This is a genomic window from Frigoribacterium sp. AP1, assembly GCF_056680555.1.
On sequence record NZ_CM155288.1, the window covers coordinates 1,209,430 to 1,223,710 of the forward strand.

A 14,281-nucleotide genomic window follows, 5' to 3' on the forward strand; every position below is an offset into this window, starting at 1 on the left:
CCGCGAAACCCCAGGAAGTGACCGAGACCCCCGTGCGCGCACGGGGGTCTCGGCGCATTCCTGGGGTCTCGACAACCGAGGAGGCGCGCTCGGCCGGGCCGCGCCTCCTCGTTTTGACAATCATTATCAGTAGCAATAGCGTGACCGACATGAAGAAGCGCTCGCTGCCGACCCTGCTCGTCCTGCCCGCCGCCGCGGCCCTCGTGCTGAGCGGTTGCGCCACGGGCGCCTCCGGCTCGAGCGAGGCCGCCGACGGAGGCGCGATCTCGGTGGTCACGTCCACCAACGTCTACGGCGACATCGCCCGGACGGTCGGCGGCGACCTGGTCGACGTCACGAGCATCATCAGCGACCCCTCGCAGGACCCGCACTCGTACGAGGCCGACGCCCGCACGCAGCTGGCCGTCTCGAAGGCCGACGTGGTCGTCGAGAACGGCGGCGGCTACGACTCGTTCGTCGACACGATGGTCGACGCGAGCGGCACCGACGCCACCGTGGTCGACGCGGTCGACGTCTCGGGGCTCGACCCCGAGGCGGGGCACGACGACCACGCCGACGAGGCCACCGACGCCGCGAGCGACGACGCCACGCCCGAAGCCGACGAGCACGGCGCCGACGACCACGACCACGGCGCGTTCAACGAGCACGTCTTCTACAGCCTGCCGAGCATGGCGAAGCTCGCCACGGCCCTGGCCGACGAGTTCGGCCGGGTCGACACGGCGAACGCCGACACCTTCACCGCGAACGCCGAGGCCTTCGGCACGAAGATCGCCGACCTGGAGGCGCAGGCCGCGTCGATCAAGACGGCCCACGACGGCGACCCGGTCGCCTACACCGAGCCCGTGCCCGGCTACCTCTTCGACGCCATGGGCCTGGTCAACGTGACGCCCGCCGAGTTCTCCGAGGCCATCGAGGAGGGCGACGACGTCTCGCCCGCCGTGCTCAACGAGACCCTGAAACTCTTCACCGACGGGAAGGTCGACCTGCTCGCCTACAACGAGCAGACCTCGAGCCCCGAGACCGAGCAGGTCGAGAAGGCCGCGACCGACGCGGGCGTCGCCATCGTGCCGGTCACCGAGCTGCTGCCCGAGGGGGAAGACTACGTGGCATGGCAACAGAGCAACATCGACGCGATCTCGGAGGCGCTCGGCAAGTGACCGACCCGTCCGGCGCGACCTCCGTCGCCGCCGCCACCCGCGCCTCCTCGGCCGGTGGCGGCGGCGACGCCGTGCTGCGCCTCCGCGACGCCGGGGTCTCGTTCGGCGCCCGCACGCTCTGGTCGGGGCTCGACCTCGACGTGCGGCCGGGCGAGTTCATCGCGGTGCTCGGGCCGAACGGCGCGGGCAAGACGACGATGCTGCGCACGATCCTCGGCCAGCAGCAGCTGACCGAGGGCAGCATCGAGTTCCTCGGCCGACCGGTCGGGCGCGGCCACCGCCGCATCGGCTACGTGCCGCAGCAACGGCTGATGGAATCCGGCACCCCGCTGCGCGCCCGCGACATGATCGCGCTCGGCGTCACGGGTCACCGCTGGGGGCTGCGCCGCGAGTCGGCCGCCGAACGGGCGCGCATCGACGCCCTGGTCGACGACGTCGGTGCGACGTCGTTCGCGACCTCGCCGGTCGCCAGCCTCAGCGGCGGCGAGCAACAGCGCACCCGCGTCGGCCAGGCCCTGGCCGCCGAACCGGCCCTGCTGCTCTGTGACGAACCCCTCATCTCGCTCGACCTGCGCCACCAGCGCGAGGTCACCCGGCTGATTGACGAGCAGCGACGGGCCCGCAACGCCGCGGTCGTGTTCGTGACGCACGACGTCAATCCCATCCTCGACGTCGTCGACCGGGTGCTCTACCTCGCCGGCGGTCGCTTCCGCATCGGCACGCCCGACGAGGTGCTGCGCGCCGACGTGCTGAGCGACCTCTACGGCACCCCGGTCGACGTGATCCGCACCATGGGTCGCATCGTGATCGTCGGCAGCCACGACGGCCACGACCACCACGTCGACGAGCACCACGACGACGAAGGGCTCGTCCGATGACCGACCTGTGGTCGCAGCTGTTCAGCTTCCAGGACTTCGGCGAGCTGCTCGTGCTGGTCCGGAACAGCGTCGTCGCGGGCGCGGTGCTCGGCCTGGTGGGCGGCCTGATCGGCCCGTTCGTCATCACGCGCAACATGCCCTTCGCGGTGCACGGCATCAGCGAACTCTCGTTCGCCGGCGCCGCCGCCGCCCTGCTGCTCGGCGTCAACGTCGTCAGCGGTTCGCTCGTCGGCAGCCTGCTCGCGGCCCTGCTGATCGGACTGCTGGGCACCCGGGCGCGCGAGCGCAACTCGATCATCGCGGTGCTCATGCCGTTCGGCCTGGGCCTCGGCATCCTCTTCCTGGCGCTCTACCGGGGACGGTCGGCCAACAAGTTCGGGCTGCTGACCGGCCAGATCGTGTCGGTCGACAACCCGCAGCTGGGCTGGCTGGTCGCCATCTCGGCCGTCGTGATCGTCACGCTGATCGTGATCTGGCGTCCGCTGACCTTCGCCAGCGTCGACCCCGACGTCGCCGCAGCGGCCGGCGTGCCCGTGCGCACGCTCGGCATCGTGTTCATGCTCGTGCTCGGCCTGTCGGTCGCGGTGTCGGTGCAGATCATCGGGGCGCTGCTCGTCCTCTCGCTGCTCGTGACGCCCGCCGCCGCCGCGCTGAGGCTGACCGTGAACCCGCGACTCGTGCCCGTCCTCAGCGTGACGTTCGCCGTCGTCTCGGTCGTCGGCGGCATCCTGCTCGCCCTCGGCGGCGGCCTGCCGATCAGCCCCTACGTCACCACGATCTCGTTCACGATCTGGCTCGTCTGCCGCCTGGTCGGCTGGCGTCGGACGACCGCCGCCGGGAAGCCGCGCAGGGGCCCGCGGGTACCCTTGGCCCCGACCGGGGTCCGAGACTCGACCGGGGTCTGACACAGAGAGGCAGGACGACGTGGTGGTCCGACGCAACACGTGGCAACGCGAGGCCGTGCGAGAAGCACTCGGCACGAGCGAGGGGTTCGTCAGCGCCCAGGCACTGCACGCCCACCTGCGCGAGACCGGCATCGGCCTGGCCACGGTCTACCGGGCCCTCGCCGACCTCGCCGCCGACGGCTCGGCCGACTCGCTGCAGCAAGAGGGCGAGAGCCTCTACCGCGCCTGCACCCCGGGCACGCACCACCACCACCTCATCTGCCGCAACTGCGGCACCACCGTCGAGATCGAGGCCGACGAGGTCGAGACCTGGGCCCAGCACGTCGCCGCGACGCACGGGTTCACCGAGGCGCAGCACGTGGTCGACGTGTTCGGCCTGTGCCCGGCGTGCACGGCCGAGGCCCGCGCGGCCGCCGACGCCTCCGCGATCCGCTGAGCCGCGCCTCCTCGTCCCCGATCCGTCAGGCCGAGGAGGCGCGGGTTGCGTGGGTCCGGGCGTGTCGCGTAAGCTCTCCCTTTGGTTGGGTGCTCTCTGCGCCCATGTGCACCGCCTCCCGGCACCATCGCCCGATCCTTCGATCGGGCAAGGGGGACCGGCGCGCCGACAAGTGACCTTGGGTGAGGGCTCCGGCCCTCACGGTATCTACGGAGGAAAACCATGGCAGCAACCTGCCAGGTGACCGGAGCCGTTCCCGGCTTCGGACACAACATCTCGCACTCGCACCGACGCACCAAGCGTCGTTTCGACCCGAACATCCAGAAGAAGACGTACTACGTGCCGTCGCTTCGTCGTAACGTGACGCTGCAGCTCAGCGCCAAGGGCATCAAGGTCATCGACGCTCGTGGCATCGAGTCGGTCGTCAAGGACCTGCTCGCTCGTGGGGAGAAGATCTAATGGCTCGTCAACAGGACGTCCGTCCCATCATCAAGCTCCGCTCGACGGCGGGCACCGGTTTCACGTACGTGACCAAGAAGAACCGTCGCAACAACCCCGACCGTCTCGTGCTGAAGAAGTACGACCCGGTGATTCGCAAGCACGTCGAATTCCGCGAGGAGCGCTAAAAATGGCCAAGAAGAGCATGATCGCCAAGAACAACCAGCGCGCCGAGATCGTGGCCCGCTACGCCGAGAAGCGTCTCGAGCTGAAGAAGGCCCTGATCGACCCGAACGGTTCCGACGAGAGCCGCGAGGCCGCTCGCCTCGGTCTGCAGAAGCTGCCGCGCAACGCGTCGCCGGTCCGCCTCCGCAACCGCGACTCGGTCGACGGCCGCCCCCGCGGTCACCTCAAGGCCTACGGCATCAGCCGCGTGCGTTTCCGCGACATGGCCCACCGTGGCGAGTTGCCGGGCATCACGAAGTCTTCCTGGTAGGTTTCAACCGGTTCCACAGGGCCCTCGGCTCTCTGGTCTCGATCGCACAGGCATGGTGAACGCCGTGTCTCGTCACACCGAATGAAGTCCGAGGAGGACATTTACATGGCTGACAAGTCACTGAACCGTACCGAGCTCGTCGCAGCTGTCGCATCCGAGTCCGGCCAGAGCCAGGCCGCCGTCAGCGGCGTCGTCGACGCGTTCTTCTCCGTCGTCTCGAAGTCGGTCGCCGACGGCACGAAGGTCACCATCCCCGGGTGGATCGCCTTCGAGAAGACGCACCGCGCCGCTCGCACCGGCCGCAACCCGCAGACGGGTGAGGCCCTCGAGATCGCCGCCAGCGACAGCGTCAAGGTCAGCGCCGGCAGCAAGCTCAAGGCTGCCGTCAAGTAGTCCTCGCTCTCACGAGCACCCGAGAAGGGGCGTGACGACCATCGGTCGTCCCGCCCCTTCTCTCGTTCCGATCACTCGACGTCGAGCGACGACCCTCACCCCCGCCTGTTCACCAGGCGATCCGACTTACCCTGGTAGACGATGCCCAGACTCGCTCGCACCACGGCGCCCGCACTGCTCGTGCTGGTGGCGTTCGCGTCCCTCCTCGCCGCACTGCAGTTCGGCGGGGCGGCCGACGCGCCCCTCGTCGTCGACCCCGGCGAGGTCGTGCGCTACGGCCTGCCCATGGCCAAGATGCTGGGCAACATCGGCGCGGCCCTCACCATCGGCACACTCTTCCTGACCTGCTTCGCACTCACGCGACGCGAGGCCGAGTACGACCGCGCCATGGACGTCGCCGCGGCCGCCGCCGGCTTCTGGGCCGTCGCCTCGGCGATCACCACCTTCTTCACGTTCCTCAGCGTCGCCAACGTCCCGGTCACCTTCGACGACCAGTTCGGGCGGACGCTCGCGTTCTTCCTGACGAACACCGAGCTCGGCACCGCCTGGCTCATCACGACGCTGATCGCGGCGACCGTCACGGTGCTCTGCTTCATCGTCCGCAACATCTGGTTGATCGTCGCCGTGACGGTGCTCGCCGCCGGTGGGCTCATCCCCATCGCCGAGCAGGGCCACGCGGCCGGCACGAGCGGGCACGACGCCGCCGTCACCGACCTCGCCCTGCACCTGGTGGGGGCCTCCGTCTGGCTGGGTGGCCTGCTCGCCATCGTGCTGCTGCGCGGACACCTCTCGAGCGGACGCCTCGCGGTCGTGCTCGCGCGTTACTCGAGCGTGGCCATCGTCTGCTTCGTGGTCGTCGCGGTGTCGGGCATCGGCAGCGCCGCGATCCGCATCGGCGACTGGTCGGCCCTGACGTCGGGCTACGGCGTGCTCGTGCTGGTCAAGACGTTCGCCCTCGTCGCGCTGGGCTTGTTCGGCGTCGTGCAGCGCCGCTGGCTCGTCGGCCGCCTCGCCACCCACCCCACCGCGACGGCGAAGCTCTTCTGGTGGTTCGTCACCGCCGAGCTCGCGTTCATGGGGCTCGCCTCGGGCGTCGCGGCCGCCCTCGCCCGGACGGCCACCCCGGTCGAGCAGGTCGCCGCGAGCGACCTCGCCGATCCGACCGCCGCGGTCATCCTCACCGAAGAGGCCCTGCCGCCCGAGCTGACGCCCCTGCGCTACCTCACCGAGTGGAACGTCGACCTGCTCTGGGGCCTGCTCTGCGCCTTCGGCGTCTTCTTCTACCTGGCCGGCGTCGTGCGCCTGCACCGCCGCGGCGACCGCTGGCCGGTCGGCCGGACCGTCTCGTGGGTGGCGGGCCTCGTCGTGCTGTTCTACATCACCTGCGGTGCACCGAACGTCTACGAGGAGTACCTCTTCAGCACGCACATGCTCGCGCACATGGCGCTGGGCATGCTCGTGCCCGTGCTGCTCGTGCCCGGCGCCCCGGTCACGCTCGCACTGCGCACCATCAAGAAGCGCAGCGACGGCACGCGGGGCGGTCGCGAGTGGATCATGATCCTGGTGCACTCGCGGTTCGCGACGTTCGTCAGCAACCCGATCATCTCGGCGGTGCTGTTCGCGGGCTCGCTGTGGGCGTTCTACTACACGCCGTTGTTCAGCTGGGCGACCACCACGCACATCGGCCACTACTGGATGATCGTGCACTTCCTGATCACCGGCTACCTCTTCGTGCAGTCGATGATCGGCATCGACCCGGTCAAGGGTCGACTCCCCTACCCCGCCCGACTCGTCGTGTTGCTCGGGACCATGGCGTTCCACGCGTTCTTCGGCCTGGGCATCATGAGCGCCACGGGGCTCTTCCTCGCCGACTGGTACGGCGCCATGGGTCGCACCTGGGGGCCCACCCCGATGCAAGACCAGTACGTGGCCGGCGGCATCGCCTGGAGCGTCGGCGAGATCCCGACGATCGTCATGGCCGTCGCGGTGGCGATCATGTGGAGCCGCAGCGACGGTCGTGAAGCCGTCCGCAAGGACCGCCAGGCCGAGCGAGACGACGACGCCGAGCTCAGGGCCTACAACGAGCAGCTCGAGGCACTGTCGCACCAGCGCGAGCGCACCCGCTGACGCCCCGAGGAGGCGCGGGTCGGGTCAGGCGAGCATCTCGCGCACCAGCGGCACGACCTTCGTGCCGTACAGCTCGATGCTGCGCATCATGAGTTCGTGCGGCAGGCGGCCCATGCTGTACCGCATGTCGAAGCGCGTGGCGCCGAGGAGGCGCATGTTCTGCGCGATCTTCGTGGCGACGGTCTCGGGGGACCCCACGTAGAGCGCACCGGTCGAGCTGGCACTGGCCTCGTACTGCGCACGGCTGTAGGGGGGCCAGCCGCGTTCGCGACCGAGCTGGTTCGTCTGCTCCTCTTGATACGGGAACAGCGCCTCCTTGGCTTCGGCGTCGGTCTCGGCCACGAAACCGGGCGAGTGCATCGCGATCGGCTGCGAGTCGTGGCCGAACTCGCCGAGGGCACGTCGGTAGAGGTCGGCGTAGGGCGCGAACTGGGCGGGCTGGCCGCCGATGATCGCGAGGAAGAGCGGGAAGCCGTAGTGCGCGGCGCGGATGACCGACTGCGGCGATCCGCCGACGCCGACCCAGGTGCGGATCGAGCCGCCCTCGGTCTTGGGGTAGACCTCTTGTGCGTCGAGACCGGCCCGGACGGTGCCCGACCAGGTCGTCGGGCCCTCCTTCAGCAGCTCGGCGAAGAGCTGGATCTTCTCCTCGAAGAGCACCTCGTAGTCCTGCAGGTCGAGGCCGAAGAGCGGGAACGACTCGGTGAACGAGCCACGGCCGAGGATGACCTCGGCGCGGCCGTTCGAGATCGCGTCGACCGTGGCGAAGCGCTGGAACACGCGCACGGGGTCGTCCGAGCTGAGGACGGTGACGGCCGAGCCCAGGCGGATCGTCTTCGTGCGGGCGGCGATGGCGGCGAGCACGACCTCGGGGGCCGAGACGGCGAAGTCCTCGCGGTGGTGCTCGCCGACGCCGATGAAGTCGAGGCCCACCTGATCGGCGAGCACGGCCTGCTCCACCAGGTTGCGGATGGCCTGGGCGTGCGTGACCGGGCTGCCGTCGAGGCGGTCGGTGATGTCGCCGAAGGTGTCGAGGCCGAACTCGAGGGGGTGTGCCATGCGGGTGCTCTCCAAATTCATACGTTTGCATCATTCTAACCGATGGAGGGCGATCGCGGGAGGGGCCCGGGCGCCGGGGCTCCGGGTGCGCGGACGGCGGGGTCAGAGGCGGTCGAGCGGGTTCGCGACGATCCGGTCGCGCATGCCGCCCCGGATCGTCCGGCCGGCCTCGGACCCGGGCTTCCGGTGCGCCTGCGCCGACATCAGCCCGCCGAACTCGGCGCCGAAGCCGTCGCGCGGCACCCGCTCGACGAGGGCGCCGACGAGCTCGACCGGCCAGTCGTCGCCGCCCACCCCCGACACGTCGAGGCTCGTCGCGCGCTCGAGCAGGTGCCCCTCGACGTCGAGGCCGGGCGAGACCGCGGGCCACATGTGCCGCACGATGACGTCGACCACCCGCTGCGACCGGTCGGACGACCACTCCGCCCCGGTCGCGAACACGCGCGCGACCTCTCCCCCGGCCCGTTCGAAGGGCTCGGCGTGGCTGTCGAACGGGCCGGCCAGCCCGACGTCGTGCAGCGCCGCCGCCACGAACAGCAACTCGTGGTCGAACGCCAGCCCCTCGCGTCGCCCCAGGGCCACGGCGAGCGCCGCCGAGCGTCGGCTGTGCGCGAGGAGGGCCGGGCTCGACACGACGGCGGCCGCCTCGAGGGCGCGGGCTGCCACGGGCGTAGGAGGCGCGAGCAGGTCGTCGAGGACGGCGGCGGTCGGTCGGGGTTCGGCGGTCATGGCAGGAACTCTACGAGTGGACAGGTCCTGCCACGAGTGGCAGTCTGGCCATCACTCGTCAAGATCCCGCCACACCGCCAGCCCGGTCAGCCAGCCCGCCCAGGAGACCCCATGCCCCCGTTCCGCACCGTCGCCACGATCGTCGCCGACGGCGTCGCGCCCTTCGAGTTCGGGGTGCTCTGCGAGGTGTTCGGCCTCGACCGGACCGACGAGGGCGCGCCTCCGTTCGAGCACCGCATCGTGACCGAGCACCCGGGGCTCGTCCGCACGAACCAGGGCTTCTCCATCACGGTCGACCTCGACCTGGGTGCCGCGGCCGACGCCGACGTCATCTGCGTGCCGGCCCTCTGGAACCGGCCCGATCAGGCCGAGCTCGTCTCGCCGGCCGTGCGCGAGCTGCTCGTCGCGGCCGAGGCCCGCGGGGCGTGGTTGCTCAGCGTGTGCAGCGGGGCGTTCGTCCTGGCCGAGGCCGGGCTGCTCGACGGCCGCCGGGCGACGACCCACTGGCGCTACTCGGACGCCCTGCAACGCGACCACCCCGCGGTCGAGGTCGACGCCGACGTGCTCTTCGTCGAGGACCGCCGCGTCATCACGAGCGCGGGCACGGCCGCCGGCATCGACGCCTGCCTGCACCTCGTCCGCCGCGAGCACGGCGCCGCCGCCGCGAACGTGATCGCCCGTCGGATGGTCGTGCCGCCGCACCGCGACGGCGGCCAGAGCCAGTTCATCAAGACCCCGCTCCCGGTCGAGGTCGACGACTCGCTCGCGCCGCTCACCGACTGGATGCTCGGGCACCTCCGCGACGACCTGAGCATCGAGGGGCTGGCTGCGAGGGCGCACATGTCGCCGCGCACGTTCGCCCGTCGCTTCAAGGCCGAGCTGGGGGCGACGCCCGGGGCGTGGCTCACCCGCCAGCGCCTCCTGCGGTCGCAGGAGCTGCTCGAGACCACGGGGCTCGGCATCGACGCGATCGCCGACGAGGTCGGCTTCGGTTCGGCGGCCGTGCTGCGACACCACTTCGCGCGCGTGCTCGGCACGACCCCGCGTGCCTACCGCACGACCTTCGGCGGCGTCGACGACGTGCGCGACCTCGAGCGGGCGGGAGCCGCCAGCGCCTGAACGGGACGGTCCTTGACAGGCCGACCCGCGCCTCCTAGGTTAACTACTCAAGTAGCTAACCAAAGGAGCAGTCGTGCTCGACGACGGGACGCCGATCTTCCAGCAGCTCGCTGCGCAGATCGAGAAGGACGTGCTCGACGGCACCTACGCCGACGAGGCACCGGTGGCGTCGACCACCGAGCTCGCCGCGTTCTACCGGATCAACCCGGCCACGGCCGGCAAGGCCGTCAACCTGCTGGTCGACCGCGGCATCCTCTACAAGCGCCGGGGCGTCGGCATGTTCGTCGCGACCGGTGCCCGCGAGCGCCTGGCCGACCATCGCCGGGCCCGCTTCGCCGACGAGTACGTGCGCCCGCTGGTGGCCGAGGCACGCGCGCTGGGCATCGACGCCGCCGCCCTCCACCACCTGATCGAACAAGAGGACCAGTCATGAGCCCCGTGATCGAGATCACCGACCTGAGCCGTCGTTACGGCTCCTCGCGCGCCCTGGACGGCGTCGACCTCAGCGTCGACGAGGGGGTCATCTGCGGCCTCCTCGGCCGCAACGGCGCCGGCAAGACGACGCTGATGGCCTGCGTCGCCGGCCAGGAACGGCCGTCGGGAGGCGCGGTGCGGGTCTTCGGCCGAGAGCCCGCGGACCATGCCGACGTCCTGTCACGGGTGTCGTTCGTGCGCGACAGCCAGCGGTACCCGGACGGCTTCCGGCTGAAGCACGTGCTCTCGGTGGCACCGGCCTTCCACCGCGGGTGGGACGCCGCGCTCGCCCGTGATCTCGCCGCCGACCTGCGGGTGCCCGAGAAGACCGACCTGAAGAAGATGTCGCGCGGGCAGCTGTCCGCCGCGTCGATCGTGATCGGCATGGCCTCGCGGGCCCCGCTGACGATCTTCGACGAGCCCTACCTCGGGCTCGACGCCACGGCCCGTCAGCTGTTCTACGACCGCCTGCTCGCCGACTACTCGGCCCACCCGCGCACGATCCTGCTCTCGACGCACCTGATCGACGAGATGGAGGCCCTGCTCGAACGGGTGGTCGTGCTCGACGAGGGCCGGGTGCGGCTCGACTCCGACGTCGACGAGGCCCGGGCTTCCGCCTACCAGGTCGCCGGGACGGCATCCGCCGTCGACCGGTTCGCCGTCGGGCGCCGCCTCCTGTCCCGGCACGCGGTCGGCGGACTGAAGACGGCGGTGGTGGACGGCGCCACCGACCGCACCGCGCGAGCCGACGCCGCCGCGGCGGGCGTCGAGCTCTCGGGGGTCTCACTGCAACAGGTCGTCGCGGCCCTCGGCTCGCGCGACACCGAACTCGAAGGAGCCACCTCGTGAAGAGCGTCCCGCCCGTCGTCCGCCTGCAGTTCGCCCGCCGACGCGGCGTCCTGCTCGTGCCGTTGCTCATCGTCGCCATCACGTTCGCCGTCACCGTGGTGATCCAGGTCACGCTGCAGCGCTCGGGCGCCTACGACGACGGCGCCTCGTACGCCACCGGCGCACGCTTCAATCCGGGCGTCGTGTGGGCCCAGTCCGGGTACCTCGTCGCCATGGGCGTGGCCTCGGTCGCCTCGACCTTCCCCCTCGCCGCCTCGTTCGGGGCGACGCGACGGGCGTTCGCGCTGGGCACCGCCGTGACCCACACCCTCGTCTCGCTCTACCTGACCGGGGTGTTCGCCGCCCTGCTCGCGCTCGAGGTGCTGACCGACCACTGGTTCGGCGGCTTCTACGTCTTCGACGTCAACGTCCTCGGTGCCGGTGACCTGGGCGTGCTCGTCCCGATCGTGTTCCTCGGCGCCCTCGTCGCCCAGACGGCCGGCGGGGTGTTCGGAGCGGCCTGGCTGCGGTTCGGGCCGCGGGGCCCGCTGGGCATCTCGATCGGCGTCGTCCTGGTGCTGGCCGTGGCGCTCCTGGCCGCCGGCCCCTCGCTGCCCGCCGTGTTCGCGAACTACGAGAGCTGGTGGGCGGCGCTCAGCGCCGCGCTGCTGGCGGCGGCGGCGATCGCGGGGACGTTCGCGTTCCTGCGCCGCGCCTCCGTCCGCTGACCGTCGCAGGCGACCCGCGCCTCCTGCGGTCGGGCCGACCCGCCGGGCCGCTCGTCTACTCGAACGTCAGCTCGTCGGACGTGCTGATGCGCATCAGGTACGTGACGGTGAAGGGGACGTCCTCGTCGATCGTGTAGCGCTTGCCGTCGAAGAGCGACTGGGCACCGACGACGAGGTGGGCCGTGCCGGCCACGCCGGGCACCTGCCACTGGCCCGACGGGCCCGGCACGATCGAGACGACGGGGTGCACCGGCACCGTCCACGTCGGGTCGTCCGTGACCCGGTCGTCGACCTGGCGGCCGAAGGGGCACCCGGCCGGCAACAGCACCTGCTGCGTGACGCACTGCTCGTCGAGCTGCTGGTCGACCATGTCCTGGACGGCCTGGACGAACGCGTCCCGGGGCTGCACCTCGATCGACACCCCCGACGTCGCCCCGACGGTGAGCACGTCGGCCTCGACGGTCGGCGCCTCGAGGTAGCGCGACGAGTGGTCGAGCTCGAACCGTGACGGCGCGAGCACCGTGAACCGGGTCGCGACGTCGGGGGCGTCGGTCGTGACGTCGCGGCCGTCCACCGTGAAGCGGGAGTCGTGCTGGGGCGTCACGTCGAGCTGCGCGGTGGGCGCCTGCACGAAGCGCCACGAGTGGAACAGCCCGAACCGGGTGCCGACCCGCTGCACGACGAACTGCGACTGCGCCGGGGCCTCGGCCGTGGCCGACGTGCCCTGCATCGAGTACGAGAGCGTGATCGCGTGGGTGTCGTCACCGAGGTCGACGTCGCCCACCTCGGTCACGTCGTCGACGCCGCCGAGCGAGGGCACCTCGAGCAGCGCGTCGGCCAGCTGGTCGGTCGGCGTGACGCCCGCGAGGGTCAACGCGCTCGACGTGTCGCCGCGGTCGACCGCCGCCACGTACCCGCGGGCGAACCCGGCGGCGCTGTAGACGGTGGCGTTCAGGGCCACGACGGTGACCCAGAAACCGATCAGCACGAAGAGCAGCGCCCCGCCCCAGATCGCGACGAACGGCCAGCCGAGCGGTGGACGTGTCTCCTCCCCCACAGACGACGACATGACGACAACAATAGGAGGCGCGGGTCACGAACTGCCGAGCACCACCGCCGTCGCGGGTAGATTGGTGGCCTCCCCCACCCCCTCCCGAAAGGTGCTCGTCGTCGTGAGCGTGGCCCTCTCCGCCGAACAGCAGGCGCTGTACGACGCGATCGAGAACACCCGCGAGCACATCTTCGTCACGGGCCGGGCCGGCACGGGCAAGTCGACGCTGCTGAACCACCTGTCGTGGAACACCTCGAAGCAGATCGTCATCTGCGCCCCCACGGGCGTCGCCGCCCTCAACGTCGGCGGCCAGACGATCCACTCGCTGTTCCGCCTCTCGGTGGGGCTCATCGCCGATCACGACATCGAGCAGAACGCCGAGCTGCGCAAGTTGCTCAACACCATCGACACGCTCGTCATCGACGAGGTCTCGATGGTCAACGCCGACCTGATGGACGCCATCGACCGCTCGCTGCGCCAGGCCCGGCAGCGCAAGCACGAGCCGTTCGGCGGCGTGCAGGTCGTGCTGTTCGGCGACCCGTACCAACTGCCGCCGGTGCCGGGCGACGCCGAAGAGCGCGAGTACTTCCGGGACAACTACCGCTCGATGTGGTTCTTCGACGCCAAGGTGTGGGCCGAAGCGAGCCTGCGCATCTACGAGCTGGCCTTCATCCACCGTCAGACCGAGGGCGACTTCAAAGAGATGCTGAACGCCGTGCGCCACGGCCGGGTCACGGCCGAGATCGCCGGGGCGCTGAACGGCGCCGGGGCACGCCCCGTGCCGACCGACGGCGGGGCCATCACCCTGGCCACACGCAACGACACGGTCAACCGCATCAACAAGGTCGAGCTCGATCGCCTGTCGGGCAAGGTGATGACCGCCAAGGCCGAGGTCAGCGGCGAGTTCGGTGGGCGGGCCTACCCGGCCGACGAGGCCCTCGAGCTCAAGGTCGGGGCCCGGGTGATGTTCCTCCGCAACGACTCCGAGCAACGGTGGGTCAACGGCACCACGGGCGTCGTCACCCGGGTGCGCGACACCGTCTTCGTCGAGGTCGACGGCGAGGTGCACGAGGTGCAGCCCGTCGTGTGGGAGAAGCACAAGTACTCGTACTCGGCGACCACCAAGCAGCTCAAGAAAGACGTCGTGGCCGAGTTCACGCAGTTCCCGCTGCGTCTCGCCTGGGCCGTCACGATCCACAAGTCCCAGGGCAAGACCTACGACCGGGCCATCGTCGACCTCGGCTCGCGGGTGTTCAGCGCGGGGCAGACCTACGTCGCCCTCAGCCGCATCACCTCGCTCGAGGGGCTGTACCTGTCGCGCCCGCTGCGGCCGGCCGACATCATCGTCGACCTCGACGTGCGCCGCTTCATGAGCGAGGCGTCGCGCGTGCCGGCCATCGAGGCCGCGGCCGACGCCCGCGTGGGCGACGACACGACGACTGCTGCCACGGGCTGAGCGTCCG

Annotated in this window: 17 protein-coding genes; 14 read left to right on the forward strand and 3 right to left on the reverse strand. The window is 70.7% G+C overall.

The features are described 5' to 3' along the window. The first annotated feature begins 149 nt into the window (after positions 1 to 149). The 9 genes from AC1MBW_RS05710 (at position 150) to AC1MBW_RS05750 (ending at position 6,830) form a co-directional block, all read left to right on the forward strand. Complete coding sequence (locus tag AC1MBW_RS05710) at positions 150 to 1,157, forward strand: metal ABC transporter solute-binding protein, Zn/Mn family (RefSeq protein WP_480025764.1); 1,008 nt, start codon at positions 150 to 152, stop codon at positions 1,155 to 1,157. Then, positions 1,154 to 2,035: a metal ABC transporter ATP-binding protein gene (locus tag AC1MBW_RS05715; protein ID WP_480025765.1), complete on the forward strand. Its 882-nt coding sequence runs from the start codon at positions 1,154 to 1,156 to the stop codon at positions 2,033 to 2,035. Before AC1MBW_RS05710 ends, AC1MBW_RS05715 begins: the two co-directional genes overlap by 4 nt. Continuing rightward, complete coding sequence (locus AC1MBW_RS05720; protein WP_054145884.1) at positions 2,032 to 2,940, forward strand: metal ABC transporter permease; 909 nt, start codon at positions 2,032 to 2,034, stop codon at positions 2,938 to 2,940. Before AC1MBW_RS05715 ends, AC1MBW_RS05720 begins: the two co-directional genes overlap by 4 nt. A 22-nt stretch (positions 2,941 to 2,962) precedes the next feature. Continuing rightward, positions 2,963 to 3,376, forward strand: coding sequence for a Fur family transcriptional regulator (locus AC1MBW_RS05725; RefSeq protein ID WP_054145907.1), 414 nt, complete (start codon positions 2,963 to 2,965; stop codon positions 3,374 to 3,376). A 222-nt stretch (positions 3,377 to 3,598) separates the two neighbouring features. Beyond that, positions 3,599 to 3,835, forward strand: a complete 237-nt coding sequence (gene rpmB, locus AC1MBW_RS05730) for a 50S ribosomal protein L28 (RefSeq protein ID WP_043595945.1) — start codon at positions 3,599 to 3,601, stop codon at positions 3,833 to 3,835. Continuing rightward, positions 3,835 to 4,002, forward strand: coding sequence for a 50S ribosomal protein L33 (gene rpmG, locus AC1MBW_RS05735; protein WP_043595944.1), 168 nt, complete (start codon positions 3,835 to 3,837; stop codon positions 4,000 to 4,002). The genes rpmB and rpmG overlap by 1 nt, the downstream gene beginning before the upstream one ends. A 2-nt stretch (positions 4,003 to 4,004) precedes the next feature. Next, entirely contained in the window at positions 4,005 to 4,310 is a 306-nt protein-coding gene (rpsN, locus tag AC1MBW_RS05740; protein WP_043595941.1) for a 30S ribosomal protein S14, read from the forward strand. 105 nt (positions 4,311 to 4,415) lie between these two features. Continuing rightward, positions 4,416 to 4,703 carry an HU family DNA-binding protein gene (locus AC1MBW_RS05745; RefSeq protein ID WP_043595940.1) on the forward strand — a complete coding sequence of 96 codons (288 nt, stop codon included), beginning with the start codon at positions 4,416 to 4,418 and terminating at the stop codon, positions 4,701 to 4,703. 141 nt (positions 4,704 to 4,844) lie between these two features. Continuing rightward, positions 4,845 to 6,830, forward strand: a complete 1,986-nt coding sequence (locus AC1MBW_RS05750) for a bifunctional copper resistance protein CopD/cytochrome c oxidase assembly protein (RefSeq protein WP_480025766.1) — start codon at positions 4,845 to 4,847, stop codon at positions 6,828 to 6,830. A 24-nt stretch (positions 6,831 to 6,854) separates the two neighbouring features. Here the strand turns inward: AC1MBW_RS05750 and AC1MBW_RS05755 are convergent, their stop codons facing one another. Both AC1MBW_RS05755 and AC1MBW_RS05760 read right to left on the reverse strand, forming a co-directional pair. Beyond that, a complete protein-coding gene (locus AC1MBW_RS05755; protein ID WP_054145882.1) occupies positions 6,855 to 7,889 on the reverse strand; it encodes an LLM class flavin-dependent oxidoreductase in 1,035 nt (344 codons plus the stop codon). Between the two features lie 102 nt (positions 7,890 to 7,991). Next, a complete protein-coding gene (locus AC1MBW_RS05760) occupies positions 7,992 to 8,618 on the reverse strand; it encodes an HD domain-containing protein (RefSeq protein WP_480025767.1) in 627 nt (208 codons plus the stop codon). 111 nt (positions 8,619 to 8,729) lie between these two features. Between AC1MBW_RS05760 and AC1MBW_RS05765 the strand changes: the two genes are divergently transcribed. The 4 genes from AC1MBW_RS05765 to AC1MBW_RS05780 all read left to right on the forward strand — a co-directional run bounded on the left by AC1MBW_RS05765 (position 8,730) and on the right by AC1MBW_RS05780 (position 11,767). Next, positions 8,730 to 9,737 carry a GlxA family transcriptional regulator gene (locus tag AC1MBW_RS05765; RefSeq protein WP_054145881.1) on the forward strand — a complete coding sequence of 336 codons (1,008 nt, stop codon included), beginning with the start codon at positions 8,730 to 8,732 and terminating at the stop codon, positions 9,735 to 9,737. Positions 9,738 to 9,810: 73 nt separating this feature from the next. Then, positions 9,811 to 10,170 (forward strand): GntR family transcriptional regulator, encoded by a 360-nt coding sequence (locus tag AC1MBW_RS05770; protein ID WP_054145880.1) that lies wholly within the window; start codon positions 9,811 to 9,813, stop codon positions 10,168 to 10,170. Further along, positions 10,167 to 11,060: an ATP-binding cassette domain-containing protein gene (locus AC1MBW_RS05775; RefSeq protein ID WP_480025768.1), complete on the forward strand. Its 894-nt coding sequence runs from the start codon at positions 10,167 to 10,169 to the stop codon at positions 11,058 to 11,060. The genes AC1MBW_RS05770 and AC1MBW_RS05775 overlap by 4 nt, the downstream gene beginning before the upstream one ends. Beyond that, positions 11,057 to 11,767: a hypothetical protein gene (locus AC1MBW_RS05780; RefSeq protein ID WP_480025769.1), complete on the forward strand. Its 711-nt coding sequence runs from the start codon at positions 11,057 to 11,059 to the stop codon at positions 11,765 to 11,767. Before AC1MBW_RS05775 ends, AC1MBW_RS05780 begins: the two co-directional genes overlap by 4 nt. Positions 11,768 to 11,822: 55 nt before the next feature. Here AC1MBW_RS05780 and AC1MBW_RS05785 read toward each other — a convergent pair whose 3' ends face one another. Then, positions 11,823 to 12,836 carry a hypothetical protein gene (locus AC1MBW_RS05785; RefSeq protein ID WP_480025770.1) on the reverse strand — a complete coding sequence of 338 codons (1,014 nt, stop codon included), beginning with the start codon at positions 12,834 to 12,836 and terminating at the stop codon, positions 11,823 to 11,825. A gap of 103 nt (positions 12,837 to 12,939) precedes the next feature. On the opposite strand from AC1MBW_RS05785, the gene AC1MBW_RS05790 reads away from it, so the two are divergent. Then, positions 12,940 to 14,274, forward strand: coding sequence for an ATP-dependent DNA helicase (locus AC1MBW_RS05790; protein ID WP_480026078.1), 1,335 nt, complete (start codon positions 12,940 to 12,942; stop codon positions 14,272 to 14,274). Positions 14,275 to 14,281 lie beyond the last annotated feature (7 nt).

Coding starts and splice junctions, on each gene's coding strand:
- AC1MBW_RS05710 (WP_480025764.1), top strand. CDS start 150: ATGAAGAAGCGCTCGCTGCCGACCCTGCTCGTCCTGCCCGCCGCCGCG.
- AC1MBW_RS05720 (WP_054145884.1), top strand. CDS start 2,032: ATGACCGACCTGTGGTCGCAGCTGTTCAGCTTCCAGGACTTCGGCGAG.
- rpmB (WP_043595945.1), top strand. CDS start 3,599: ATGGCAGCAACCTGCCAGGTGACCGGAGCCGTTCCCGGCTTCGGACAC.
- rpmG (WP_043595944.1), top strand. CDS start 3,835: ATGGCTCGTCAACAGGACGTCCGTCCCATCATCAAGCTCCGCTCGACG.
- rpsN (WP_043595941.1), top strand. CDS start 4,005: ATGGCCAAGAAGAGCATGATCGCCAAGAACAACCAGCGCGCCGAGATC.
- AC1MBW_RS05745 (WP_043595940.1), top strand. CDS start 4,416: ATGGCTGACAAGTCACTGAACCGTACCGAGCTCGTCGCAGCTGTCGCA.
- AC1MBW_RS05750 (WP_480025766.1), top strand. CDS start 4,845: ATGCCCAGACTCGCTCGCACCACGGCGCCCGCACTGCTCGTGCTGGTG.
- AC1MBW_RS05755 (WP_054145882.1), bottom strand. CDS start 7,889: ATGGCACACCCCCTCGAGTTCGGCCTCGACACCTTCGGCGACATCACC.
- AC1MBW_RS05760 (WP_480025767.1), bottom strand. CDS start 8,618: ATGACCGCCGAACCCCGACCGACCGCCGCCGTCCTCGACGACCTGCTC.
- AC1MBW_RS05765 (WP_054145881.1), top strand. CDS start 8,730: ATGCCCCCGTTCCGCACCGTCGCCACGATCGTCGCCGACGGCGTCGCG.
- AC1MBW_RS05775 (WP_480025768.1), top strand. CDS start 10,167: ATGAGCCCCGTGATCGAGATCACCGACCTGAGCCGTCGTTACGGCTCC.
- AC1MBW_RS05785 (WP_480025770.1), bottom strand. CDS start 12,836: ATGTCGTCGTCTGTGGGGGAGGAGACACGTCCACCGCTCGGCTGGCCG.